21 protein-coding genes and 2 pseudogenes are annotated in these 25,237 nt (G+C 71.9%); 10 read left to right on the top strand and 13 right to left on the bottom strand.

Going from position 1 to position 25,237, the window contains the following annotated elements:
- Nucleotides 1–36 precede the first annotated feature (36 nt).
- The 5 genes and pseudogenes from O7629_RS22800 to O7629_RS22780 all read right to left on the bottom strand — a co-directional run bounded on the left by O7629_RS22800 (nt 37) and on the right by O7629_RS22780 (nt 4,679).
- Nucleotides 37–1,206 carry a hypothetical protein gene (locus O7629_RS22800; RefSeq protein WP_278171637.1) on the bottom strand — a complete coding sequence of 390 codons (1,170 nt, stop codon included), beginning with the start codon at nt 1,204–1,206 and terminating at the stop codon, nt 37–39.
- An 87-nt stretch (nt 1,207–1,293) separates the two neighbouring features.
- Nucleotides 1,294–2,169, bottom strand: a complete 876-nt coding sequence (locus tag O7629_RS22795) for an HAD-IB family hydrolase (protein ID WP_278171635.1) — start codon at nt 2,167–2,169, stop codon at nt 1,294–1,296.
- Between the two features lie 315 nt (nt 2,170–2,484).
- Nucleotides 2,485–3,369 (bottom strand): annotated as a pseudogene (locus O7629_RS22790) (DUF5667 domain-containing protein); the annotation flags it as partial.
- Nucleotides 3,370–3,612: 243 nt separating this feature from the next.
- Nucleotides 3,613–4,551, bottom strand: a complete 939-nt coding sequence (locus O7629_RS22785) for an ECF subfamily RNA polymerase sigma factor, BldN family (RefSeq protein WP_347403688.1) — start codon at nt 4,549–4,551, stop codon at nt 3,613–3,615.
- Nucleotides 4,548–4,679: a hypothetical protein gene (locus O7629_RS22780; RefSeq protein ID WP_278171633.1), complete on the bottom strand. Its 132-nt coding sequence runs from the start codon at nt 4,677–4,679 to the stop codon at nt 4,548–4,550. Before O7629_RS22780 ends, O7629_RS22785 begins: the two co-directional genes overlap by 4 nt.
- 255 nt (nt 4,680–4,934) lie before the next feature.
- On the opposite strand from O7629_RS22780, the gene O7629_RS22775 reads away from it, so the two are divergent.
- The gene (locus tag O7629_RS22775; protein WP_278171632.1) at nt 4,935–5,192 is read left to right on the top strand and encodes a glutaredoxin family protein; all 258 of its coding nucleotides are present in this window, start codon (nt 4,935–4,937) and stop codon (nt 5,190–5,192) included.
- A gap of 73 nt (nt 5,193–5,265) precedes the next feature.
- Nucleotides 5,266–5,913, top strand: a complete 648-nt coding sequence (locus tag O7629_RS22770) for an HAD hydrolase-like protein (RefSeq protein WP_278171631.1) — start codon at nt 5,266–5,268, stop codon at nt 5,911–5,913.
- A 28-nt stretch (nt 5,914–5,941) separates the two neighbouring features.
- On the opposite strand, the gene O7629_RS22765 is transcribed toward O7629_RS22770, so the two are convergent.
- Together O7629_RS22765 and O7629_RS22760 are read right to left on the bottom strand one after the other, a co-directional pair.
- Nucleotides 5,942–6,586, bottom strand: a complete 645-nt coding sequence (locus tag O7629_RS22765; protein ID WP_278174643.1) for a response regulator transcription factor — start codon at nt 6,584–6,586, stop codon at nt 5,942–5,944.
- Between the two features lie 25 nt (nt 6,587–6,611).
- Nucleotides 6,612–7,910 (bottom strand): sensor histidine kinase, encoded by a 1,299-nt coding sequence (locus O7629_RS22760; protein WP_278171629.1) that lies wholly within the window; start codon nt 7,908–7,910, stop codon nt 6,612–6,614.
- A 338-nt stretch (nt 7,911–8,248) separates the two neighbouring features.
- Between O7629_RS22760 and O7629_RS22755 the strand changes: the two genes are divergently transcribed.
- From O7629_RS22755 to hemB, 5 genes and pseudogenes are all read left to right on the top strand, one after another.
- Entirely contained in the window at nt 8,249–9,064 is an 816-nt protein-coding gene (locus tag O7629_RS22755; RefSeq protein WP_278171628.1) for a redox-sensing transcriptional repressor Rex, read from the top strand.
- Complete coding sequence (locus O7629_RS22750; protein WP_278171627.1) at nt 9,061–10,380, top strand: glutamyl-tRNA reductase; 1,320 nt, start codon at nt 9,061–9,063, stop codon at nt 10,378–10,380. Before O7629_RS22755 ends, O7629_RS22750 begins: the two co-directional genes overlap by 4 nt.
- Nucleotides 10,377–11,288 (top strand): annotated as a pseudogene (hemC, locus tag O7629_RS22745) (hydroxymethylbilane synthase); the annotation flags it as partial. The gene O7629_RS22750 and the pseudogene hemC, both read left to right, overlap by 4 nt.
- Before the next feature lie 115 nt (nt 11,289–11,403).
- Nucleotides 11,404–12,984: a uroporphyrinogen-III synthase gene (locus O7629_RS22740; RefSeq protein WP_278171625.1), complete on the top strand. Its 1,581-nt coding sequence runs from the start codon at nt 11,404–11,406 to the stop codon at nt 12,982–12,984.
- Between the two features lie 9 nt (nt 12,985–12,993).
- The gene (hemB, locus tag O7629_RS22735) at nt 12,994–13,965 is read left to right on the top strand and encodes a porphobilinogen synthase (protein ID WP_278171623.1); all 972 of its coding nucleotides are present in this window, start codon (nt 12,994–12,996) and stop codon (nt 13,963–13,965) included.
- A gap of 63 nt (nt 13,966–14,028) precedes the next feature.
- Here hemB and O7629_RS22730 read toward each other — a convergent pair whose 3' ends face one another.
- Both O7629_RS22730 and O7629_RS22725 read right to left on the bottom strand, forming a co-directional pair.
- Entirely contained in the window at nt 14,029–15,048 is a 1,020-nt protein-coding gene (locus O7629_RS22730) for a GNAT family N-acetyltransferase (RefSeq protein ID WP_278174642.1), read from the bottom strand.
- Between the two features lie 73 nt (nt 15,049–15,121).
- On the bottom strand, nt 15,122–16,402 hold the full coding sequence (locus O7629_RS22725) for a lytic murein transglycosylase (protein ID WP_278171621.1): 1,281 nt from the start codon (nt 16,400–16,402) through the stop codon (nt 15,122–15,124).
- 108 nt (nt 16,403–16,510) lie between these two features.
- Between O7629_RS22725 and O7629_RS22720 the strand changes: the two genes are divergently transcribed.
- Nucleotides 16,511–16,747: a zinc ribbon domain-containing protein gene (locus O7629_RS22720; protein ID WP_278171620.1), complete on the top strand. Its 237-nt coding sequence runs from the start codon at nt 16,511–16,513 to the stop codon at nt 16,745–16,747.
- A 92-nt stretch (nt 16,748–16,839) separates the two neighbouring features.
- Nucleotides 16,840–19,623 carry an adenylate/guanylate cyclase domain-containing protein gene (locus tag O7629_RS22715; RefSeq protein WP_278171619.1) on the top strand — a complete coding sequence of 928 codons (2,784 nt, stop codon included), beginning with the start codon at nt 16,840–16,842 and terminating at the stop codon, nt 19,621–19,623.
- A gap of 56 nt (nt 19,624–19,679) precedes the next feature.
- Here the strand turns inward: O7629_RS22715 and O7629_RS22710 are convergent, their stop codons facing one another.
- Together O7629_RS22710 and O7629_RS22705 are read right to left on the bottom strand one after the other, a co-directional pair.
- On the bottom strand, nt 19,680–20,210 hold the full coding sequence (locus O7629_RS22710; RefSeq protein ID WP_278171618.1) for a phospholipase: 531 nt from the start codon (nt 20,208–20,210) through the stop codon (nt 19,680–19,682).
- A 232-nt stretch (nt 20,211–20,442) separates the two neighbouring features.
- On the bottom strand, nt 20,443–20,601 hold the full coding sequence (locus O7629_RS22705) for a hypothetical protein (RefSeq protein WP_278171617.1): 159 nt from the start codon (nt 20,599–20,601) through the stop codon (nt 20,443–20,445).
- Between the two features lie 337 nt (nt 20,602–20,938).
- Between O7629_RS22705 and O7629_RS22700 the strand changes: the two genes are divergently transcribed.
- A complete protein-coding gene (locus tag O7629_RS22700) occupies nt 20,939–21,958 on the top strand; it encodes a potassium channel family protein (RefSeq protein WP_278171616.1) in 1,020 nt (339 codons plus the stop codon).
- A 97-nt stretch (nt 21,959–22,055) separates the two neighbouring features.
- On the opposite strand, the gene O7629_RS22695 is transcribed toward O7629_RS22700, so the two are convergent.
- Together O7629_RS22695 and O7629_RS22690 are read right to left on the bottom strand one after the other, a co-directional pair.
- Nucleotides 22,056–23,120 carry a 2-oxoacid:ferredoxin oxidoreductase subunit beta gene (locus O7629_RS22695; protein ID WP_278171615.1) on the bottom strand — a complete coding sequence of 355 codons (1,065 nt, stop codon included), beginning with the start codon at nt 23,118–23,120 and terminating at the stop codon, nt 22,056–22,058.
- The gene (locus tag O7629_RS22690) at nt 23,113–24,960 is read right to left on the bottom strand and encodes a 2-oxoacid:acceptor oxidoreductase subunit alpha (RefSeq protein WP_278171613.1); all 1,848 of its coding nucleotides are present in this window, start codon (nt 24,958–24,960) and stop codon (nt 23,113–23,115) included. Before O7629_RS22690 ends, O7629_RS22695 begins: the two co-directional genes overlap by 8 nt.
- Between the last annotated feature and the right edge of the window lie 277 nt (nt 24,961–25,237).

Raw genomic sequence — 25,237 nt, 5'->3', positions numbered from 1 at the left:
GCCGGTCAGCCGGGCCCCGTTCGGCCGGTGAGCCGGTCAGTCCGTCAAGCTTCGCAGATCCAGCACCTGCCAGGAGGCGGAGCTGTCGTCGCCGACCGACCACCACAGCACACCGCCCCGGCAGAGCACCATGCCCACGTCGTCGCTCACCACGATCGCCTCGTCGAGCTGCAGATCGTAAATGATCAACTGCTGCGAGTTGGTCAGTGAGGTGGGTGCCGACGACAGCGACAGCACCTCGAACCGGTCCAGCACGGCGACGTCGATGGTGCTTGCGGTCACCGAGCCGTCGCCGATGCGCCGACGGTCCGTACCGTCCGGGCGCATCAGGTCGATGCGGCCTGGGCCGTCCGCCGCCAGCACCAGCACCCGGCACCAGGTGGGACCGCAGGTGACCAGCTCGGTCGGGCCGGCGGGGACGTCGGTGATCCGGCGTTGCACCAGGTCACGGATCCGGATCGGGCCGGTCTCGCCGCTGCCGGCGCTGACCATCGTCGGCCACCTGGACAACGCCCAGGCACCCGGATCGGTGCGAGTGGTCACCTCGCCGCCGGCCAGCGGGACCGATCGCAGTTCGGTCGCCGGTTCGGTGCCGGGCGCCACGGCGACCCAGTACAGACTGCCTTCGTTGATCACCATGTCGTACTGGGAGTTGAAGAAGACCACGTCGCCGGTGTCGGTGGTGAGCCGGCGTGGCTCGGCGTCGTCGGCCCAGCCGGCGGCCCACATCTCGGTCCGCCCCCGGCCGTCCTCGTCCGCGACCGACTCGGACCAGGCCAACGTGTCCCCGTCGGTGGTGAACCCACCGAACTGCGGGGTAGCGCCGAGCGGGAGCCGGCGCAGTTCCCGTACCGATCCGTCGGCGGCCCGCACGACCAGCCGCAGCGCGGTGCCGTCCGGGCTCGGCGCGGTGCCGACCGAGGTGGCGCCGTCGCGGAAGAGCACCGGGCTGTACGCCGGCCCGTCGGCGAGGTTGGCGGGTACCTCGGTGATTTCGGCCGCCGGCCAGACCTCGGCGACGGTACGCAGCCGGCCCGGCTCGTCCGCGCTGGTCGTCGGGCCGGCCTGCGGCAACACGACCAGCAGGACCGCGGCTGCCAGCGCCCCGGCCAGCCCGGCCAGATGCCACGGACGGTGGCGGCGGTGCCGACCCGGCGGGTGGCTGGGCGCCCCGGTCGACTCGACCGGGCGTGCGGTGACCGTCACACCGATGCCTTCCTGATCCGATGCCGGCGTCGCCGGCCGGGGTGGGCCGGATGCCCGGCCCGAGTGAGCCGGATGTCTCTGTCCTGGTCAGCCTGTTGCCCGGCGGCGGCGGATGGCCAGGCCGGCCGTCACCGCGCCGGCCAGGAAACCGGCGGCGACCGTCGACGGTACCGCGATCCGCGCCGCCTTGCGACCGGTCCGGAAGTCCCGGACCTGCCAGCCCCGCTCCCGTGCCTGGCGGCGCAGCGCGGTGTCCGGGTTGACCGCGACCGGGTGTCCGACGGCGGTGAGCATCGGCAGGTCGTTGGCGGAGTCGCTGTACGCGCTGCAGCGGACGAGCTCGAGCCCTTCGACTGCGGCGAGCTGCACGATCGCCTCGGCCTTGGCCGGGCCGTGCATCAGTTCGCCAGCCAGCCGACCGGTGTACGTTCCGTCGACGACCTCGGCGACGGTACCGAGCGCACCGGTCAACCCGAGACGCTGGGCGATCACCCGGCCGACCTCGACCGGAGTTGCGCTGACCAGCCACACCCGTTGTCCGGCGTCGAGGTGCACCTGCGCCAGGGCCCGGCTGCCGGGCCAGATCCGCGACGCCATCAACTCGTCGAAGATCTCCTCGGTGAGGCGTTCCACGTCGCTGACCCGCCAACCGGCGACGAACGCCAGGGCCGCTTCCCGGGCGTGCGACATGTCCCCGGCGTGTTCCGCGGCGAGCAGCCGGAACCGCGCCTGCCGCCAGGCGAACTGGGCGAGGTCGGCGGTGGTGAAGTAGTTGCGGGCGGCCAGGCCGCGCGCCAGCCAGTAGATCGACGCTCCACGCAGCATGGTGTTGTCGACGTCGAAGAAGGCCGCTGCCCGTTGGTCAGGGGCCACGGGTGTCGCGGCTGCCAGCCCGGTGGTCGCCCAACCCGTGGTGTGACCGGCAGCGTCCGTACTGATGGTCACCTTGCGGGTGCGGGGCACGCCGGCATCACTCTCCCGTCGGGCGGCGCCACCGGCCCGGTCAGGTCACCGGTCAGCGGCCGGGTTGTCCTTGACCGCCGGGCGCGGGCCCGGCAGATCCGTCTCGGTGGCCTCGCCGACCTGTGGCTCGGCGAGGCTCGGCTGCTGCGGACTGGTCGACGGCCGGTCGTCGACCTCCGGGCCGATCGACGAGTCGGCACCTGCAGCGGGGGCGGGTGCTACGTCAGCGCGACCCCGGTCGGCCGACGACTCGCCGACGGGCGGACCGACCAGGCCGCCCGGGACACGAATGCTACCGGCCGGCTCGGCCGATACGCAGCTGGCCGGCAGCGGGCCGAGTTCGTCGCTGTCGCTGGTCGCCGGAGCCGAGCAGGTCAGCTCGTCGCGCAACGCCGTGGTCCGGGCCCGGACCCGGTCGAGGAGGGTGAGTGATTCGCCGACCCGGTCCCGGTTCGCCGCCGACCCGTCGGCGAGTTGCCGCAACGTGGGACGCTGCGTGGACACGAAAGAGTCGATCACGTCCAGTGGGCTCTCGCCACCGCTGAGCGCGGCGGCGGAGGTGAGCAGCCGGACGCCTTCCCGGGTCTGGCCGTCCATGTCGTCCAGCACTGCGCTGAACGCGGCGGGCTCGTCGTACACGATGAGCGCTTCGCCCATCCGTACTTCTGCGAAGCTGAGGAACAGTTGTCCGCGGGAGGAGTCGGACTGGGCCAGGGCGAGCTGGGCCCGTTCGGTGGACCGTTTCATCCCGTACAGGGTGTCGCCCGGCACCGCCTGCTCGGTGGCGGCGGACATACCGGAGACGGTGATCGCCCCGAACGCGACGGTGGCGATGATGACCGCGCGGGTCCGGGCCCGGCCTGCGGTCGTCGCCGCGCGGGCCCCCGCCGCCCGACCGGCGAACCAGCGGGACCGGGGCCGTTCGGGCAGGCGGCGGTACGGAGCCGTCGGTGCGCCGGCGCCGATGCCTTCGCGCTCGGCGGTGGCGATCAGCACGGCGCGCAGGTGTGCCCGGTAGTCCGGGTCCACGCCGCTGTCCGGTGATTTCGGCATCTCGGACATTCGGCGCCCGAGTGCCGTGAGCCCGGCCAGCTCGTCGTCCAGCGGATCGCGGACATGGTGCCGCCCTCCGCCCTCGGCGCGGTCGAGAAGTTGTGCGAATCGTTCGGCGCGTCGGCGGAAGAGATTGAGCTTGCTCATCGCGGACACCTCCCTTCGCAGGTCACGGCTTCAGCGGCGGGTGTCGCCACTATCCGGTGCGACCACGGCCAGGGTCGCTGGGGAGGTGACCCGTTGCGGGTCCTGGCACGCTGCCTGATGGCTGGCGAGGTGCTGGCATCATCGGTCGCACCCCAAGAAACGCCTGAGCGGTCAGTTGGGTTACGGGCCGGTGGCGAGATTCATCACTACGCGTGACTGTGGTTGCTTTCTGTATGGGCGTAGTCACGGTTGGAAACCGTCGGGCAGGAGTCGGGCCAGTGCCCGTACCGCCCGGTACTGCAGGGCCTTGATCGCCCCCTCGTTCTTGCCCATCGCCCGGGCGGTCTCGGCGACCGAGAATCCTTGCAGGAAGCGGAGAACGATGCACTCCTGCTGCTCCGGGTTGAGCTGCTTGACGGCGGTCAGCAGGGCGACGTTGGTGATGTGGTCGACGACCGCTGCCTCGGGGCTTCCCTCCGGGCCGCGATCCTCGCGCTCTGCATCCATTACGTCACCCGTAGTAACTTCCAGTCGGTACCGTCCCGACTTGAAGTGGTCCGCGACCAGGTTGCGGGCGATGGTCACCAGCCAGGCCCCGAGGTCCCGGCCCTGCCAGGTGAAGCTGCCGATCCGCTTCAGGGCGCGCAGGAAGGTATCCGAGGTGAGGTCCTCGGCGAGTTGCCGGTTGCCCACCCGGAAATAGACGAACCGGAATACGGTGTCCACGTACCGGTCGTAGATCAGACCGAACGCCTCGGTCTCGCCAGCCTGGGCCCGTTCCACCAGCGCCCAGACCTCGCGGGCGGGATCGGACGGGTCCGGCCGGTCCGGATAGCCGCCTGGTGGTGCGCCGGACCGACTGCCCTGGTCGGGGATGACCGGCAGAACGGTGGTCTCCGCCTCGTTGCCGTCCGGCTGGGTCGGCATGGTCGGCCGGGCCGGGGCGGCCACCGCGCCACCCATCGGCTTGCTGTTGGCGCCGGGCTGGCGTCGGCTCGGCCCCTCGTTGGGCTGGGTGCGTGGCCTGGTCCCTCGGGTGCCGCCGTCGCCGCGCATCGTGATGCTGAGCATCTCGTGCATCGACGCACGTAGCAGCGACAACCCTTCGGCGAGGGCGATCCGGGCGGCAATTACCTCGCGGCTGGCCGACGGGAGAACGATCTGCGGGGAGTAGACACTCATTGGGCGTCCTCCGTTCGTGCCTGCGGCGACCCGGCGTGTTGCTGGGCCCGGGCACCTGGGTCGGTGAGCTGGGTGCTGATACCGGCGCTGATGCCGGCGCAGTCCGGCAGGTCGGTGGTGAGCGTCATGGACCGGCGAACCCTCCTGAGGTGCTGGTGCGGTGCGACAACGGGCACGGCGGCCTCCTCGGGCTGAGGGGTGGCGACTCACGGCAAAACGGGTGAGTCGACCCAAGGCGATGATAGGGCCAACGTCACCCACGCGTGTGGAGTCCGTTACACAACGACGAAGTATTTCCGCAGGGCGGCGTGCCCATGTCGCACTGGCTGTCCGCTGTCGGTTACCCGACGCTTTGGTTGTCGGGAAGCGGTAAGCTCCCCGGCGTGTCGCGCCGCCAGCCCAGAATCACCTTGATCACCCGCCCCGGCTGCCACCTCTGCGACGACGCCCGTGCGGCGCTCGCCCGGGTGGCGGGGCAGACCGGCGACGAATGGGTTGAGCAGGACGTCACCGCTGACATCGAGCTGGAGCGCGACTACGGCGAACGGCTCCCGGTGGTGCTGCTCGACGGCCGGGAACACGGGTACTGGCGGGTCGAGGAGCAGCGGCTGCTCGACGATCTGCGCCGACCGGTCGGCTGACCGGGTGGCCGGTCGAGGGATCGATCGGCTGACCTGCTGGTCCGGTGACGCCGGTGGCCGGTATCGTGCCGCCGTGGCCCCGCTTGACACCCATCTGGTCTGGGACTGGAACGGCACCCTGCTCAACGACCTGGCGCTGGTCGTCACCTCGACCAACCACGCGATCGCCACCGTCGACGGCCCGGTTCTCACCCCCGAGCAGCACCGGGTGGCCTTCCGTCGGCCGGTCGCGGACTACTACGCAGACGTTCTCGGCCGGGCGGTCGACGCCGAGGAGTTCGGCCGGCTGGACCAGATCTTCCACGCCGCGTACCGGGCCGGTCTGACCACGTGCGGACTCGCCGAGGACGCCGAACGGGCGCTGCTCAGCTGGTCGGGCAGCCAGTCACTGCTCTCGATGTGGTTCCACGACGAGCTGGTCCCGCTGGTCGACACGTACGGCCTGACCCGGACCTTCCGGCGCATCGACGGGCTGCGGACGGTGGTCGGCGGCGACCGCAAGGCCGGTCACCTCGACCAGCACCTGACCGCGCTGGGTGTGGACCCGGCCCGGACCGTGCTGATCGGCGACTCGATCGACGATGCGGACGCCGCCGAGGCAGTCGGTGCAAGTTGCATCCTGTACACCGGCGGCTTCACCGACCCGGACCGGCTCCGGGCCCGTGGCGTGCCGGTCGCGGAGTCCCTCACCGAGGCGGTACGGCTGGCGGCCGATCACTGATCGGCGGCAGGAAAGCCAGCCGGCCCGGTCAGCCTCGCAGGTAGGTCAGTACGGCGAGCACCCGGCGGTGCTGTTCGGTGTCCGGCGCCAGCTGGAGCTTGTTGAAGATGTTGTGGATGTGCTTCTCGACGGCCCCGTCGGTGACCACCAGCAGCCGGGCGATGGCGGTGTTCGACCGCCCCTCGGCCATCAGCCCGAGTACCTCCCGTTCCCGCGGGGTGAGCTGGCGCAGCGGGTCGTCGCGGCGGCGCCGGACCAGCAGTTGACCGACCACCTCCGGGTCGAGCACCGTGCCGCCGGCGGCCACCCGGGCGAGGGCGTCGAGGAACTCGGCGATCGCGGCGACCCGGTCCTTGAGCAGGTAGCCGACGGCGCCGGCGCGGTCGGCGAGCAGATCGTCGGCGTACGACACCTCGACGTACTGGGACAGCACCAGCACCGGCGCTCCCGGGACCAGTTCGCGGATCCGCACCGCCGCCCGTAACCCTTCGTCGGTGTGCGTCGGCGGCATGCGTACGTCGACGATCGAGACGTCCGGACGGTGTTCGGTGACCGCCTCGACCAGGGCCGGGCCGTCGCCGACCGCGGCCACCACCCGGTGGCCGTGCTCGCTCAGCAGTCGGACCAGGCCCTCCCGCAGCAGTACGGCGTCGTCGGCGATCACCACTCGCATGGGTGCCATGTCTACCATCGCCGGCTCAGCCGGGCAGCTCGGCGCGGATCTCGGTAGGCCCGCCCGGCGGGCTGTGCACCGTGAGAGTGCCACCGTGCGCCCGCACCCGGTCGGCGAGTCCGGCCAGTCCGTGCCCCTTGGCGAGGTGGGCACCGCCGGTCCCGTCGTCGGCCACCACGATCGTCAACCCGCCGTCGTGGCGGTGTACCCCGACACTGCAGGCGGTCGCCCCGCTGTGCTTGGCGACGTTGGTCAGCGCCTCGGCCACCACGAAGTAGGCGCTGCTCTCCACGGCCGGGTCGGGCCGCGTCGCGGCCGTGGAGAGCCGGGGGTCGACCGACAGGTCCACCGGTATCACGCCGCGTCCGGCCAGGGCGGCGAGCGCGCTGGGCAGCCCTCGGTCGACCAGGATCGGCGGTGCGATGCCACGGGACAGGGCACGTAGCTCGGCCAGCGTCTCCCGGGTCTGGTCCAGCGCCTCGTCCAGGGTGCGCCGGGCGGCGTCCGGGTCGGCTGCCAACTGCTCGCGGGCCCGCCCCAGGTCCATCGCGAGCCGGACGAGTCGCTGCTGCGGCCCGTCGTGGATGTCGCGTTCCAGCCGGCGCAGCGCGGTGGCCTCCGCGCTGACCGCGGCCTGCCGCTGCTCCTCCAGGTCGGTGATCCGGTCGCGCATCTGGGCCACCCCGGTGAGCAGGCCGCGGGCGAAGCCGGCCTGCAGCAACGCACAACCGCGTACCACGATCGGCAGGGTGACCAGGAAGAACAGTCCGATGGCGGTGTACAACGCGATCCGGGTCCCTGGCGCGTCGCCGAGGCCGAGCAGCGGCGCCAGGCCGTCGTCCGGGTCGGCGGGCAGCAACCAGTCGTACGTCCAGTAGAGCGAGCCGGCCAGCGCCCCGGCCAACCAGGTGACGGTGACCGGCACGGCGATCAGGGCCACCGGCAGGCGCAGCACACCGAAAGCCAGGTCGAGCCAGGACTGGGGGTCGGTGAGCGGGGCGAGGACCCGTCGCCAGGTGCCCGCGTCCGGTCCCGGCGTCACGTATCGCGGCTGCACCTGGGCGGCGGCCAGGACCCCGGCCATCCGGTGCCGTTCGAGTTGGGCGAACCCGCGGGCGGTGGCCAGCGTGCCGCTGAGCACCGGCAGGCCGACGACGGTGACCACCAGGCCGACGCCGAGTGCGAAACCGACGACGCCGACGACGAAGTTCGCCAGCGCGAGCGGCAGGCTGGTGAGTACGTACAGGGAGTCGCTGGCCAGCCGGCGCAACGTCGTCTGCCGGCTGGCCGGTGCGAGGGCGGGCGGAGTGCCGACGTCGGTCATGGGTGTGACGCTAGGTGCAGGCGGGCGGGCCGGTCACTCCCGCCGACCCGCCGATCGCGGTGGGGTTGTCCCCCCTGTCGGAGCGGCGCGCGGCAAAAAGCCGGAAATTGGTAATAATGGTGCTGCTGTCGCCGGATGAAACCGGTGTGACGGGTAGCGTGGATCCAGCGGCTCGTCCATCACCGTCGATCAAGATCGCGATTTGTGCACGCGTTCACAAGCGCCTACGCTGTAATCCTGACGAGCCCCGATAGCACAACAGGTGACGGCGGTTGCCACAGGGGCACCGGACTGACCGGCCGGGCCGGCGGGTCAATGATCGCATCGCACGGAGACACATGAGTCAGCACCGCCAGCCAGGCGCGTCCGGCCGGGTCGACGCCGTTCCGGCGCTGCCGGACCTCCCTGAGGCGACGGTCGCGCGACTTCCGGAGTATCTCCGTGCCCTGCACACTCTCGCCGACGCCGGTCACGAGACCGTTTCCAGCGAAGGGCTGGCCAGCGCGGCCGGGGTCAACTCCGCCAAGCTCCGCAAGGACCTGTCCCAACTCGGCTCGTACGGCACCCGTGGCGTCGGCTACGACATCGCGTTGCTGATCGAGCAGATCGAGTACGTGCTCGGGCTCACCCATCGGCGGGCCGTCGCGCTCGTCGGGGTCGGCAACCTCGGCCACGCGCTGGCCGGCTACGCCGGCTTTGCCAGCCGGGGGTTCCGCATCGCCGCGCTCTTCGACGCCGACACCGACCGGGTCGGTGAACAGATCAACGGGTTGGTGGTCCGGCACATCGACGACCTGCCGGCGGTCGCCGCCGAGGAGTCGATCGCCATCGGGGTGATCGCCACCCCGGCCGCCGCCGCGCAACAGGTCGCCGACCAGTTGGTTGCCGCCGGGGTCACCAGCATCCTCAACTTCGCGCCATGCGTACTGGTGGTGCCCGCCGGGGTCGACGTGCGCAAGGTCGACCTGGCGATCGAGCTGCAGATCCTCTCCTTCCACGAGCACCGCAAGTCGGCCTCCGGCCACGACCACGGCGTGCCGGGGCTGACGGCGCTGCCGGGTGGGCTGGGCGGCGGGCCCGCCGCCGCGGCATCCTTCGACGCGTCCGGTGCCAAGTTCGACGCGTCCGGCCCGGCGGAGGCGGTCGGCTCATGAACCTTCTCGTCGTCGGCGCGTCCTACCGGACCACGCCGGTCGCCACCCTGGAGCGGTTGGCCGTCGCCCCCACCGACGTGCCCGATACGCTGCGCCGGCTGCTCGCCCAGCCGTACGTCGACGCCGCCGTCGTGCTCTCCACCTGCAACCGGGTCGAGGTTTACGCGGCGGTCACCGGATTCCACGGCGGTCTCGCCGACATCTGCGGCGTGCTGGGTGACCGGGTCGGCAGCGCCCCCGGCGAGCTGGCCGAGCACCTGTACGTGCACTACGGCCAGGCCGCCGTCGAACACGCGTTCCGGGTGGCGGCCGGGCTCGACTCGATGGTGGTCGGCGAGGCGCAGATCCTCGGCCAGTTGCGCGACGCCTACCACGTCGCCAACGAGGCCGACGCCACCGGCCGGCTGCTGCACGAACTCATGCAGCAGGCGCTGCGGGTCGGCAAGCGGGCGCACGCCGAGACCGGGATCGACCGCGCCGGTCAGAGCGTGGTCAGCGCGGCCCTGCGGGTCGGCGGCGAACTGCTGCCCGGTGGGCTGCCCGGCCGGCCGGTGCTGGTCCTCGGCGCGGGCGCGATGGGTGCCCTGGCGGTCGCCACCCTGGCCCGGCTGGGAGTCGAGTCGATCCGGGTGGTCAACCGCCGGGACGACCGGGCGGTCCGGCTGGCCGGTGCGTACGGTGCCACCGCGGTGCCGTACGACCAGTTGCCGGCCGCGCTCAGCCAGGTCGACCTGGTGATCAGCGCCACCGCCTCGGCCGAGCCGGTGCTCACCCGCGACGCCGTCACCGGGGTGCTGGCCGCCCGCCCGGCCGACCGGACCGACCCGCTGGTCCTGCTCGACCTCGCCGTACCCCGGGACGTGGAGCCGGCCGCCGCGGCGCTGCCCGGCGTCGCGGTGATCGACATCGACGGCCTGGCCGGCGCACTCACCGACGCGCCCGCCGCGACCGACACGGCGGCCGTCACCCGGATCGTCGACACCGAGGTGGAGTCGTTCCTCAGCTGGATGCGCGGCGCGGACGTGGCACCCACCGTGGCCGCGCTACGTGGCCGCGCCGACGACGTGGTCGGCGCCGAGCTGCGCCGGCTCGCGCAGCGTCGGCCGGACCTCACCGACGACCAGCGCGCCGAGGTCGCGCACACCGTGCACCGGGTGGTCCAGCGGCTGCTGCACTCGCCGACCGTACGGGTGCGTCAGCTCGCCGCCGAGCCCGGTGGTGACCAGTACGCCGCGCTGCTGCGCCAGCTGTTCGACCTGGAGGTGCCGGGCACCTCCACCGCGGGCGACGTGCCGGACCTGGAGGTCGACCGATGAGCGTGTTGCGCCTGGGCACCCGGGGCAGCGCCCTGGCCACCGCCCAGTCCGGTCGGGTGGCCGCCGCGCTGCGCTCCGCCACCGGCCGCGACGTCGAGCTGGTGGAGATCGTCACCGCCGGGGACCGGTCCACCGCGCCGGTCGCCGCGCTCGGCGTCGGCGTGTTCGTCTCCGCGTTGCGCGACGCGCTGCTGGCCAAGGAGATCGACTTCGCGGTCCACTCGTACAAGGACCTGCCCACCGCCGGCCAGGCGGAGCTGCTGGTCGCGGCGGTGCCGCCCCGGGAGGATCCGCGCGACGCGTTGATCAGCCGGGACGGCCGGATGCTCGCCGAGCTCGCGCCGGGGGCCACCGTCGGCACCGGGGCACTGCGCCGGATCGCCCAGCTGAACGCTCTCGGCCGCCAGCTCGTGGTCACCCCGATCCGGGGCAACGTGGACACCCGGATCGGCCGGGTGCGCGGCCCGCAGCCCGATCTCGACGCGATCGTGCTGGCCCGGGCCGGTCTGGCCCGGCTCGGCCGGACCGCCGAGATCACCGAGACTCTCGACCCGATGCTGATGCTGCCGGCGCCCGCCCAGGGCGCCCTGGCCGTCGAATGCCGGGCCGACGACACCGACCTGGTCGAGCTGCTCGGCATGCTCGACCATGCACCGACCCGAGCCGCGGTCGCCGCGGAACGGTCGTTGCTCGCGACGCTGGAGGCCGGCTGCAGCGCACCGGTCGCGGCGTACGCGGAAGTCGCCGAGGGGGATGACGGCGACGAGATCTACCTGCGCGGGGCGGTGATCAGCCCGGACGGACTCCGGGAGATCAGACTGTCGCGCACCGGTCCCCCGGCCACCGCCGTCGAGATCGGCGCGGCACTCGCCGCCGAGCTGCTCGACGCCGGAGCCGACACGATCCTTCCGGGGGCCACGCCCGGCGGTCCGTCCAGGGCCGCGGATGGCGACGGCGTGGTACCCCAGCGACCTTCAGCGCCCAATCCGTCCGGCGCGACGACCCAGAACATGGGGAGCATAAATGACCCGCACCCGTAAGCTCGCCGGCCACATCGCGTTCGTGGGCGCCGGCCCCGGCGACCCGGGCCTGCTGACCCGCCGGGCGCACGACGCCCTGGTCGAGGCGGACCAGGTCGTCTACGACCGGGGCGTCCCGGAGACCCTGCTCGCTGCGGTCCGCGCCAGCGCCAAGGCGGACACCCAGCTCAGCCCGGCCGAGGGCGCGCCAGGTGACGTGGCCAAGGTGCTGATCTCCGCCGCCCGGTCCGGGCAGGCGGCGGTCCGGCTGGTCTGCGGCGACCCGTTCGGTCACCACGCGGTGGTGACCGAGGTACAGGCCGTCGCGCGTACCGCGGTGCCGTTCGAGGTGGTGCCCGGGGTCAGCCAGGCCGAAGGGGTGGCCGGCTACGCCGGGGTCCCGCTGCCCGGCATCCGTACGGTGGCCGATGTCGACGACACCGCCGGCCTCGACTTCGAGGCGCTCGCTGCGGCGGTCGGCCGGGGTTCGCTCGCCCTGGCGGTGGACGCCGGGGAGCTCGCCGCAGTCCGCGACGGACTGCTCGCCGCCGGCGTCGACGGTGCCACCTCGGTCGCGGTGACCGGGGACGGGACTGGCGAGACCCAGTACACCACCACCTCGACGGTGGACAGCTTCGTCGCCGCCGCGCTCGGCTTCACCGGCCGGGTGGTGCTCACCCTCGGTGCCGGGGTCGCCGAGCGGGACAAGCTGAGCTGGTGGGAGAACCGGCCACTGTACGGCTGGAAGGTGCTCGTGCCGCGGACCAAGGAGCAGGCCGGCGTGATGAGCGCCCAGCTGCGCGCCTACGGCGCCATCCCGTGCGAGGTGCCGACCATCGCGGTCGAGCCGCCGCGTACCCCGGCGCAGATGGAGCGGGCGGTCAAGGGCCTGGTCGACGGCCGGTACGCCTGGGTCGTGTTCACCTCGGTCAACGCCGTACGGGCGGTGTGGGAGAAGTTCGCCGAGCATGGGCTGGACGCCCGGCACTTCGGCGGGGTCAAGATCGCCTGCATCGGTGAGGCGACCGCTGACGCGGTCCGTGCCTTCGGGATCCAGCCTGAGCTGGTGCCGGCCGGTGAGCAGTCCTCCGAAGGGCTGCTGGCCGAGTTCTCGCCGCACGACGAGATCCTCGACCCGGTGGGCCGGGTGCTGCTGCCCCGGGCGGACATCGCCACCGAGACCCTCGCCGCAGGGCTGACCGAGCGCGGCTGGGAGGTCGACGACGTCACCGCGTACCGGACGGTGCGGGCCGCGCCGCCGCCGGCCGAGATCCGCGACGCGATCAAGTCCGGCGGCTTCGACGCGGTGCTGTTCACCTCCTCGTCCACCGTGCGCAACCTGGTCGGTATCGCCGGCAAGCCGCACGCCCGGACGGTGGTCGCGGTGATCGGCCCGAAGACCGCCGAGACCGCCACCGAGTTCGGCCTGCGGGTGGACGTGCAGCCGGCGCACGCGTCGGTGCCGGAGCTGGTCGAGGCGCTGGCCGGCTACGCGGTCGAGCTGCGGGAGAAGCTGGTGGCGATGCCGGCCAAGCAGCGGCGCGGGTCCAAGGTGCAGGGTCCGACGGCGCTGCGGTTCCGCTGAGCCGGCGCGATGACGTATCCGCAGAGCCGGCCACGCCGGCTGCGCCGCACCGCCGCGGTGCGGCGGCTGGTCGAGGAGACCCGGCTGTCCCCGGCCGAGCTGGTGCTGCCGATGTTCGTCAAGGAAGGGCTCACCGGGCCGCGACCGATCCCGTCGCTGCCCGGTGTGGTCCAGCACAGCCGGGACTCGTTGCGCAAGGCCGCCGCCGAGGCGGTGGCGGCCGGGGTCGGCGGGATCATGCTGTTCGGCGTGCCACAGCGCCGGGACGCGACCGGTTCCGCCGGTGTCGACCCGGCCGGCGTGCTGAACGTCGCCATCCGGGACGTGGTCGCCGAGGTCGGTGACGCCACCGTGGTGATGAGCGACCTCTGCCTCGACGAGTTCACCTCGCACGGGCACTGTGGCCTGCTCGCCGCCGATGGGACGGTGGACAACGACGCGACGCTCGCCGCGTACGCGCAGCTGGCCGTCGCGCAGGCCGAAGCCGGCGCGGACATGCTCGGCCCGTCCGGGATGATGGACGGCCAGGTCGGGGTGGTGCGCCGGGCGTTGGACGCGGCCGGGTACACCGACACCGCACTGCTCGCGTACGCGGCGAAGTACGCCTCGGCGTTCTACGGGCCGTTCCGCGACGCGGTGGAGTCGGCGCTGGTCGGCGACCGGCGGACCTACCAGCAGGATCCGGCGAATCTGCGGGAGTCGCTGCGCGAGGTCGAGCTGGACGTCGCCGAAGGTGCCGACCTGGTGATGGTCAAGCCGGCGCTGCCGTACCTGGACGTGATCGCGGCGGTCCGCCAGCGGGTGCACGTCCCGGTCGCCGCCTACCAGGTCTCCGGCGAGTACGCGATGGTCGAGGCGGCTGCCGCGAACGGCTGGATCGACCGGGACCGGGTGATCCTGGAGACGTTGACGTCGATCCGGCGGGCCGGCGCGCAGATCATCCTCACCTACTGGGCGACGGAGGTCGCGAACGCCCTCTGACCTGGTTCGCCGGCGGCACCCGTCGCCGGCCCAGGTCGATGGCGCACCCACCGACCCGGTCGGTCAGCTGCGCACGCCGAGCCGGTGCATCAGGGTCGCGATGTCGGCTCCGTAGTCCCACCAGTCCCGGTCGGGCTGGTAGCCGAGCTCGGCATTGATCGCGATCAGATCCTCGTCGCCCTCGGCGTTCCAGGTCTGCACCTCGGCCAGCCTCGGCTCGACGGTACGCAGCTCCAGCAGCATCCGGGCCTTGATCGCCCGGTCGATGCCGTGCCCCAGGTGGGCCTGGGCGACGATGGTGTCGTACTGGTCGGCCCGGGTCGGGTGCTGCGCTGGCACCACCACCTCGGTCAGCCCGGCCACCGCACCGCTGGCCAGATGCCGGGCCAGCACGATGTACGGCTTCATGCCGCGGCGACGCAGGCAGTCGAGGCTGTCCCGGAGCCGGTCTGGGTCGTAGGAGCTGGGCCGCAGATCCAGGTCGCCGTCCTCCGGTACGCTCTGCTCGGCCTTGGTCCGGGCGTACGCATCGACCAGAGCATCCGGCGGCCCGCCCGGATGGAACTCGATCTGGTACCCGGGGACCGGGTCCTGCGCCGTCTTCTCGATGGCGGTCCAGTCGACCGCCGGCAACCGGAGCACGCTGCGGATTTCCCGGAACTGGCGGGCGAACCCCAATGACTCGTAGAAATCGACGGCGCAGGTGCCGCCGATGACCTCGACACCGACCGAGCTGAACCCCTCGTGGTAGGCGCGGCGTACGGCGAGCGCCAGCAGCTCCCGGCCCAGGCCGTTGCGCCGGGCGTCGGGCCGGACCAGGATCTCGAGCACCCCGATGTCGCCGAGGAGCAACACGTTGACGTGCCCGTTGACCGGCCCTGGCCGGCCGTCGTCGGCGGTCTCCTCGGCCAGCCAGCAGATCCGTCGGACCCCGGGCATCGTTTCGGTCAGGTACTCCCGCAGGAAGTCCGGCCGCCAGTTCGGATCGCCTGGCAGGTCAGCCTCGAATACCCGGTTGAGACAGTCCAGCAGAGATGAGATCTCGGCGGACGACGCGGTTCGGGGGTCCCACTCGCGTACCATCACGCGTCTAGCTTGCCGCCAAGTCGCCGGTTGCGAAAGTGGCCGGGCCGGAAATTGTGGCTATCTGATTGCACTAAGTACGGCTACGTACGCCGTAGTCGTTGGCGGTGTCGAAGACTGCCTGGGCGTACGGCTGCACGTTGTTGTACGACAGGATCGCACTCCACCAATCAGAAGGTGTGGACAGATCGCGCCCGTTCCGGCACAAGTAGTTAGCGGCGGCGAGGCTGGCGTCATCGATATCCTGCGGATCGATGACACCGTCGTTGTCCGCGTCCACCGCGAATTCCGCCCATGTGGTCGGGATGAACTGCATCGGGCCGACCGCCCGGTCGTACACCGGGTCGTTGTCCAACGCGCCGTCGTCGGTGTCGGTGATCCGCTGACGTCCGCCGGCACCGTCCAACGGCAGCCCGGTGATCGGCGGTACGGCGCGGCCGTCGGCGTCCAACCGTGACCCGTTCGCCCGGCCGTGGGTCGACTCGATCATGCCGATCGCGGCCAGCGTGGTCCACGACAGCCGGCAGTCCGGCGTGGTGGTGGCCAACACCAACTCGGCGTAGCCGTACGCCTCCATCGCCACCACCGGTATGTCGACCCGGCTGGCCGTGCGGGTTGCCCAGGCGGCGAGGACCGTGGCCGGCCGGGTCGGGGCACCCGGGTTCAGCCCGCCGTCGAGCGGGGGATCCGCCGGTGGCTCGAGCAGGTCGGGGTCCGTGGTCTCGGGCAACTGCGGTACGGCGGTGGTGCCGAGCGCCGTGGGCGAGGCGGCCGGTTGCCGGTCGCCGGCGGCCGCTGGGACCAGCACCGCACCGGCGGCACCGCTGCCGGCGACCAGAGCGAGCAGGAGCAGCCCGGGCAGGGCCAGCCGCCCGGCCGGCCGGCGACTCCACGCGCCGGCCGCTCGGGCCGCCCGGCGGAGGCCGCGCCGGACCGGTCGCAGCCGCGCCGGGTGCAGCCAGCCGATCCGGGTGCCGAACGGCGCGTCCTCTCGCCGGTGCCGGCCGACCACGGTAAGCGTGGTGGCCGGTGCCAATGTCGGTGCCGGTGCCGGTGCAGGCTCGGGTGGATCGGTCGCCGGTCGCGCCTGCTCGTCTGCGGAGGCTCCGGTCGGCTGGGTGCCGCTGTCGGCGGGTTCGCTGTCGGCGGTCGGCCGGGTGTCACTGTCGGCGGTCGGCCGGGTGTCGTCGCCGCCCCCTGCGGTGGGTCCGGTGTCGCCGGGTGGTCGGGACCCGCTGGTCGGTCCGGTGTCGCTGCCTGGTCCGATATCGCCGGTCGACGCGGCGTCGGTCGACCGTACCGGGTCCGGGTCCGGGACGCTTTCCTGCCGCGGCGGCCGGGCAGGCGTCGGCACCGCCGGACGCAACCGATGTGGTGCTGGCGTGCCCGACCCGTCCTCGACCATGCCGTCGAGTATCACCCATCCGGCCGGAAGCGTCAGTTCCCGCCGTACCCTATCCACATGCCCCGGTACGAGTTCCGCTGTCGCGCGTGCGGCGACACCTTCGAGGTCAACCGTCCGATGACCCAGGCCGGCGATCCGGCGTCCTGCCCGCAGGGACATTCCGACACGGTCAAACTGCTGTCCACCGTCGCGATCACCGGCCGTGGTGCCGGGACCTCCGGTGGACTGCCGGTCATGCCGCCAGCCCCGGCCGGCGGCGGTGGCGGCTGCTGCGGTGGCGGGTGCGGATGCTAGTTGACCCACAGCGCTGACCGGTTCGCGATGAGCTGGGTTGCCTGACTGCGGCAGCATGAACGCGACTTCCCAGCGGGGCGGAGGTTCCACGGGTGTCGGCACCGATCGCACTGCCGAGCGGACTGGTCACCTTCATGTTCACCGACATCGAAGGATCGACGAGGCTGGCCCGACTGCTCGGCCGCGACTACCGCCCGGTGCTCAGCGAACACCGACGGTTGGTACGGCGGACCTTGTCGGCCAGCGACGGCACGGAGTTGTTCACCGAAGGGGATTCGTTCTTCGTGGCGTTCGCCGACGCGTCCGCCGCACTGGACGCCTGCCGGCGCGCGCAGCGGGCGCTGGCCGCCCACGAGTGGCCGACCCCGGATGTCGCACCCCGGGTACGGATGGGGCTGCACACCGGGCACGCCGAGCCGGTCGGGGGTGAGTACGCCAGCCCGGAGGTGCACCGCGCGGCGCGGATCGCGGCGGCGGCGCATGGTGGCCAGGTCCTCTGTTCCGCTGCGACCGCCCAGGCCGCCGACCCGTTGCCGGTCGGCGTCTCGCTGCTCGATCTCGGCCTGCACCGGCTGCGCGGGTTCGACGACCGGGAGCGGCTGTTCCAGTTGATCGCCGCCGGGCTGGAGCGCCAGTTCCCCAGACCGCGTACGGCCGACTCGGCCAGCCACAATCTGCCCAATCAGATCAGCTCCTTTGTCGGTCGCCGGACCGAACGCCAGGAGCTGCGCCAGCTGGTCGCCGAACACCGGCTGGTCACCGTGGTGGGTGCCGGCGGTGCCGGCAAGACCCGGCTGGCGATCGAGGTCGCGGCCGACGCCAGCGGCGGTGACGCCGCGGAATCACCGGCAGCGGACCCGGTCAGGGCCGGCCACCCCGACGGGGTGTGGTTCGTCGATGTTGCGACGGTGACCGATCCCGGCCTGGTCGCGTTCGCCGTCGCCGCGGTGTTCGGCCTGCGACCGGAGCCGGGCCGGCCGATCCTGGACACCGTCGTCGAGTATGCGGCCGCCCGCCGGCTGCTGCTGGTGCTCGACACCTGCGACGCCCAGCCGGCGGCGTGTGCCGAGGTGATCGCCCGGCTGCTCGGCGGTGGCCGGCAGGTCCGGGTGCTGACGACCAGTAGGGAGCCGCTGGGGGTGCCCGGCGAGGTGGTGTGGCGGATACCGCCGATGTCGGCCGAACCGGGGCCGGCCGGCGGCCCCAGCGACGCCGTGGCGTTGTTGCTGGACCGCACGGCGGCGGCCCGTGGCGGTCACCCACCGGGTCCGACCGAGACCGCCCAGCTGCATCGGGTGGCGGCCCGGCTGGACGGGTTGCCGCTGGCGATCGAGCTCGCCGCCGCCCGGCTGCGGGTGCTCTCCGTCGGGCAGCTCGTGGACCGCCTCGACGATGTCCTGGGGGTGCTGGACGCGGGGCAGGAGGAGCCGGTCGACGCGCAGCGACCTGCCGGGCGGCGGCACGGCACGCTACAGGCGACGGTCACCTGGTCCTACCGGACGCTGGCTCCCCGGGCGGCCCGCCTGCTGCGCTGGATGTCGGTCTTCGCCGGACCGATCGATCTGGCCACCGTGGAGTGGCTGCTCGAGGACGATCCGCTGGGGCCGTTGGCGGTGCTGGTCGACAAGTCGATGATCCAGGCCGAGCCGGCGGCCGGCGGCACCAGCTACCGGATGCTCGACCCGATCCGGGCGTACGCGGCACGGCGGCTGGTCGAAGCGGGTGAGGAGCAGGCTGCCCGGGACCGGCACGTGGCCTGGGCCCTGCACGCGTTGCAGCGTGCCTACCTGGGCCCGGACGGCAAGCCGGTCACCCTTTCGCTGTACACCCTCGATCCGTTGGCCGACGAGCTGCGGGCCGCGCTGCGGTGGAGCACCACCGGTGGCAGTGCCCGGCGTGGCCTGCAGCTCGCCAGCGGGCTCGACCAGTGGTGGCGCGAACGCGGCCTGGCCCGGGAAGGCCGGCTGTGGCTGTTCCGGCTGTACGGGCGGATCGCCGAGACCGGCGAGGCGATTCCCGAGGCGGAGCTGGCGGCCGCGTACCACATGCATTCGCAGCACGCGGGCGCGGACGGCGAGTTCGGCGAGGAGATGCGGTTTTCGCACCGGGCGGAGGCCGCCGCCCGGCAGGCCGGCGACGCGGGCCTGCTGGCCCGGGTGCTGGCCGGTCGGGGCGCCTCGCTCATCGACCTCGGGCAGTTCGTCGAGGCCGAGCAGGTGTGCCGGCGGGTGATCGACTGGGCGGCGGCGAACGGCGCGGTCGGCGACGCGCTGTTCGCCGTGTACAGCCTGGCCGAGCTGCTCTGCCGGCGGGGGGCGTTGGACGAGGCCGCCGAGGTGCTGGCCACCGCCCGGCCGGCAGAGGCCGCCCGGCCGGCGGAGCGCGGCCGGCGGACCGTGGACATGCTGCTCGGGCTGGTGGCGTTGGGCCGCCGGGACCTGGTCGCCGCGCACGACCACCTGGTGGTGGCGCTGCGCTCCCGGATGCGGTACGGGTTCCACCGGCGGGCCTGCGACACGCTGAACGCGATGGCGGTCCGGTGCGCGCTGGGCGGTGACCCGTCGACCGCTGCTCGCCTGTTCGGTGCCGCTCAGGCGACCCGCTCGGCGCTGCGCAGCACGGCCGGCATGTTCGGCGGCTACTGGGCGCAGGAGCAGGCCAAGGTACGGTCGGCGATCGGCGACAGGGCGTTCGACGCCGGGTACGCGCAGGGTAGCCGGATGAGTCTGGTCGAGGCGGCGGCGTTGGCGCTCGCCGTTGAGCATCCGGACCTGACGACCGTCGCCCGGTGGTTCGCCGACGAGTCCGCCGGCGCGGTCGGTGACGCCGACCCGCTCGGCGGCCGTGGCGACCGGCGGCCGGCCCGGCCGTGGTGACCGGCGGCCGGCCCGGCCCTGGGGAGGGCGGGCCGGCCGGCGCGGGGCGGTGCAGGTCAGTCGGTGCCGGCCAGCCGCGGCCCGGCGGCCTGCAGTTGCCGGGCCCGCTCCAGGTCGGCGGCGTTCACGACCGGCGCGCCGAAGATGCGCACCGCCTGGTAGTACGTCCAGGCGAGGCTCAGGCAGGCAGGCCGGACGAAGCTGCTGTAGCGGGCACACGCCCGCTTGAGGTCCTCGTAGAAGGCGCTGTCCACCCGTGCCTTGTTGGCGGAGAACTGGCCGATCGCCTTGTAGTTGCGGTAGCCGAAGTCGTGCCGGTGGCAGGAGAGCCGGAAGTCGAAGCCGAGCGGGTTGTCCGGGCTGGACGAGCAGTAGTCGGTCGACCAGTCGAACTGGTAGGCGGCCCAGGCTCCCTGGTTGAGCCGGGCCGAGTTCCAGGCGCTGTAGCTGCTCGCGCTGGTCTGGGTCCAGCTGGACAGCACCGCAGGCTTGTCGGCGGGCACGGCGGCGGCCGGGCCGGCCGAGCCGAGGGCGGCGGTGAGGCCGAGTAGTGCGGCGGTGAGCAGGGTGGTCAGGCGTCGGGACATCGCGATACCTCCGGTGGACGGTCCGTGGGTGGCGTCGGCGCGCTTGTTACCGGCGGGTCACAAGCGTGTCCACAGTCTCGTGGCATCAGCTAGAGTCGATCTTTAGTTGGCCTGATTGTTTGTCGACCAGTGTGTAAACAGACGAGTCGGCCGGACCGGTCACATCGCCCGGCCGTCTCGGCTGTTCGGCCCTCCCTGCCGCCTGGTCCCCGGTCACCCGGCCGGCCTGTGGTCAGCCGACGTCGGTGGCGTCGGCCCGGGGAGCACCGGGCAGCGCGGCGACCCGGACCAGGGCGACCACTCGGCCGAGCCCGCCGCCATCCGTTCCGAGGGAACGTCCGACGATCCACACCCACCGATTGTCGTAATAGACCGACAGATCGGGTCGCATCTGCTCCACCTGAAGGATGAGATTGTGTCCGCCGTACCGCCAGTCGTCCTTGCTGAGTCGTAATACCGTCCCCGGGGCGATCATGGGAATGGCGTTCGGTCGTGGTGGGTGCACAGACTGCTCCGAAAACTGGCGGATGGATGGCTCGCCGGGTGAGCATCGACAACACTGCGTCCCGATGCAATGTCTCTAAGCAAGATTTGAGGCGGCGGGATACGACCGGATCGGTCCCGGACGCACCTGGCACAAGGTGTTGTCCAGGCGATCAAGATCAAGCAGCCCGGAACAGCTATGTTGTGGGCGTGTACGGGGACATGGAGGCGGAGGCGGGCCGGCGGTGATTCACTTTCCCGCCGTTCGGCAGGGGCCGCTGCGGGCACTGAGTCTGCGGCTGATGGCGGCGGTCGGACTGGTGCTCGGCGTGGTGGCCGTGGTGTACGCCGACCGCGACGGCTACCGGGACGCCAACGGCGACGGCGTCTCGCTGCTCGACAGCTTCTACTACGCGGTGGTCAGCCTCTCCACCACCGGGTACGGCGACATCGCTCCGGTCACCGAGGCGGCCCGGCTGGTCAACGTCCTGATCATCACGCCCGCCCGAGTGGTCTTCCTGATCATCCTGGTCGGCACCACCCTGGAGGTGCTCACCGAGCAGTACCGGACGAACCTTCGACTGACCCGGTGGAGAAAGAACGTGAAGGACCACGTGATCATCTGCGGCTACGGCACCAAGGGCCGTAGCGCCGTCTCCGCGCTGCTGGAGAACGGCTTCGACAAGCAGCACATCGTCGTCGTGGAGAGCAGCGGGATCGCCCTGCGGCAGGCGACCTCCGCCGGGCTGGTGGCCATCGAAGGATCGGCCACCCGGTCGTCGGTGCTCAACGAGGCGCACGTCAAGCACGCCAAGGCGGTGATCATCGCGACCGACAGCGACGACGCCTCGGTCCTGGTCACGCTGACCGTCCGGCAGTTGACCGCCGGGAAGGTACGGATCATCGCCGCCGCCCGGGAGGCGGAGAACGCGCCGCTGCTGCGGCAGAGCGGTGCGCACCATGTCATCGTCTCGTCCGCCACCGCGGGCCGGCTGCTCGGCCTGTCCACCTCGGCACCGCCGTTGATCGACGTGGTCGAGGATCTGCTCACCCCGGGACAGGGGATGGCGCTGGCGATGCGTTCGGCGAACCGCGACGAGGTGGGCACCTCACCGCGGCAACTGGCCAACCTGGTGATCGCGCTGATCCGGCGCGGTCGAGTGGTGTCGCTCGCCGACCCGGACAGCGTCAAGATCGAGACAGGTGACCTACTGGTCTATGTCCGCGACGACCGGACCTCGGCCAGCACACCGTCGGTCGGCTGACGCCCCGAACGGCCGGTGGTCGGCCAGGCAGTCGGTTGCCGGACCGACCAGGTCGGTCCGGCAACCGGTCAGTCAGCTGATCAACCAGGTGTCTCAGTCAGTTGATCGACCAGGTGTCGCCGCTGCGCAGCAGCCCGGCCAACTGCTCCTCCGGGGTGCCCTCGGCCGCCGCCCGGGCCTGCTCGACCTGGGTCTGGATCAGGCTGTCGTAGCTGGGGCGCGACACGCTGCGGAACACCCCGATGGGCGTGTTGCGCAGATCGGCGGCGGGCAGCCGGGACAGCGCGAACGCGTAGGCGGGCTCGGCGATCGTGGCGTCGTGCACCACGATCTGCTCGGCCGGCACCGACGCGGTCTCGCGGACCTCCAGCCCGAAGCCGCCGGGTGGGTGGACCACGCAGAACTGCCCGTCGGCCCCGAAAGTGATCGGCTGACCGTGCTCCAGCCGGATCAGGTAGTCGTCCCGGGTCGCCGGCTCCTTCAACTGCTCGAACGCGCCGTCGTTGAAGATGTTGCAGTTCTGGTAGATCTCCACGAACGCCGAACCCTGATGCTCGGCGGCGGCACGCAGCACCGACTGCAGATGCTTACGGTCGGAGTCGATGGTCCGGGCGACGAACGTCGCCTCGGCGCCGAGGGCCAGCGACAGCGGGTTGAACGGCGAGTCGGCCGAGCCGACCGGCGTCGACTTTGTGATCTTGCCCAGCTCGGAGGTCGGCGAGTACTGCCCCTTGGTCAGCCCGTAGATCCGGTTGTTGAACAGCAGGATCTTGAGGTTGACGTTGCGGCGCAGCGCGTGGATCAGGTGGTTGCCGCCGATCGACAGCGCGTCACCGTCCCCGGTCACCACCCAGACCGACAGGTCCGGGCGGGACACCGACAGGCCGGTGGCGATCGCCGGCGCCCGGCCGTGGATGGAGTGCATGCCGTACGTGTTCATGTAGTACGGGAAGCGCGACGAGCAGCCGATGCCGGAGACGAAGACGATCCGCTCCCGGGGCATGTTCAGCTCCGGCATGAATGACTGCACCGCGGCGAGGATCGCGTAGTCACCGCACCCGGGGCACCAGCGCACCTCCTGGTCGGACTTGAAGTCCTTGGCGGTGAGCTTGACCGCCACCGGCGTACCGCCGGGGCGTCCGTTGCGGGCGGGCTCAGACATTCTTCACGACCTCTTCCAGCATGGTTTCCAGCTCCGTGGCGGTGAACGGCAGGCCACGGACCTGGTTGTAACCGATCGCGTCGACCAGGTAACGGGCCCGGATCACGTGGGCCAGTTGACCGAGGTTCATCTCCGGAATCACCACCCGGTCGTAGCTGCGCAGCACCTCGCCGAGGTTGGCTGGCAGCGGTGCCAGGTGCCGCAGATGCGCCTGGGCGACCGACAGGCCACGCTGGCGCAACGCCCGGCAAGCGGCACCGATCGGCCCGTACGTCGACCCCCAGCCGAGCACCAGCGTCCGGGCGTCGCCGTCCGGATCCTCCACCTCGACGTCCGGCACCGGGATCGCGTCGATCCGGGCCTGCCTGGTCCGCACCATGAAGTCGTGGTTCGCCGGGTCGTAGGAAATGTCGCCGGTGCGGTCGGCCTTCTCCAGACCGCCGATGCGGTGCTCCAGGCCGGGGGTGCCGGGGATCGCCCACGGCCGGGCCAGCGTCTGCGGATCGCGCAGGTACGGCAGGAAGGTCTTGCCGTCGTCGTCGTTGGCCTCGGTGGCGAACTCGACCTGCAGGTCGGGCAGGGAGTCGACCTCGGGCAGCAGCCACGGCTCGGAACCGTTGGCCACGTAGTTGTCGGACAGCAGCAGCACCGGGGTGCGGTAGGTGAGTGCGATCCGGGCCGCCTCGATGGCGGCGTGGAAGCAGTCCGACGGTGAGCGCGGCGCGATCACCGCGACCGGTGCCTCGCCGTGCCGGCCGAACAGCGCCATGTTCAGGTCGGCCTGCTCGGTCTTGGTCGGCATGCCGGTGGACGGCCCGGCCCGCTGCACGTCGACGATCACCAGCGGCAGCTCCAACGCGACGGCGAGCGAGATGGTCTCGCCCTTGAGCGCCACGCCGGGCCCGGAGGTGGTGGTGATGCCGAGAGCGCCGCCGTACGCCGCGCCGAGCGCCGCGCCGACCGCGGCGATCTCGTCCTCGGCCTGCATGGTGACCACACCGAACCGCTTGTGCTTGCTCAACTCGTGCAGGATGTCCGAGGCCGGTGTGATCGGGTAGGCGCCGAGGAAGATCGGCAGCTTGGCCCGGACCCCGGCGGCCACCAGCCCCAGCGACAGCGCCGCGTTGCCGGTGATGTTGCGGTACGTGCCCGGGCGCATCCGGGCCGGGTTGACCTCGTAGCGCACCGAGAAGTCCTCGGTGGTCTCGCCGAAGTTCCAGCCGGCCTTGAACGCGGCGATGTTCGCCGCTACCAGATCCGGACGCTTGGCGAACTTGCGCTCCAGGAACCGGATGGTGGACTCGTACGGCCGGGAGTACATCCAGGAGAGCAGACCCAGCGCGAACATGTTCTTCGCCCGCTCGGCGTCCTTCTTCGAAACGGACAACTCGGCGAGCGCGCCGATGGTCATCGAGGTCAACGCCACCGGATGTACGGCGTACCCGTCGAGCGAGCCGTCCTCCAGCGGGCTGGTGGCGTACCCGACCTTGGCGAGGTTGCGCCGGGTGAACTCGTCGGTGTTGACGATGATGTCCGCGCCGCGCGGCAGGTCGCCGAGGTTCGCCTTCAGCGCCGCCGGGTTCATGGCGACCAGGACGTTCGGCGAGTCACCGGGGGTGAGGATGTCGTAGTCGGCGAAGTGCACCTGGAAGCTGGACACCCCGGGCAGGGTGCCGGCGGGGGCCCGGATCTCGGCCGGGAAGTTCGGCAACGTGGAGATGTCGTTGCCGAGCTGCGCGGTCTCCGAGGTGAACCGGTCGCCGGTCAGCTGCATGCCGTCACCGGAGTCGCCAGCGAAACGGATGACCACCCGATCCAGTTGACGGACCTGCTTGGTCACGTGAGCTGACCTCCTCGTTTCCTGCCGGCGGCGTGGATCGCCGGCCGTGCTGGGGCGGTTGCCGGCGTCCTGCGGCTGTTGCCGGCCGTGGCGCTGCCGTTGCCCGGTGCCACGATGGGTGTCCCGGTAAGGGCGTCCTAACCATGGTGACACTCTGAGGAAAGCCTACGTCGGATCGGGTCGGATACCCGGCTCGGGTCCGCCCGGTGGGACTGGAATCACCCTACGGTCACGGGGCGGTGACGCCGGTCTCCGCCGGTTGACCCAGGCCGGCCCT

The organism is Solwaraspora sp. WMMD792 (assembly GCF_029626105.1).
Lineage (GTDB): Bacteria > Actinomycetota > Actinomycetes > Mycobacteriales > Micromonosporaceae > Micromonospora_E.
The sequence above is the reverse complement of the archived record's forward strand: the minus strand, read 5'-3'. Positions and strand labels throughout refer to the sequence as shown.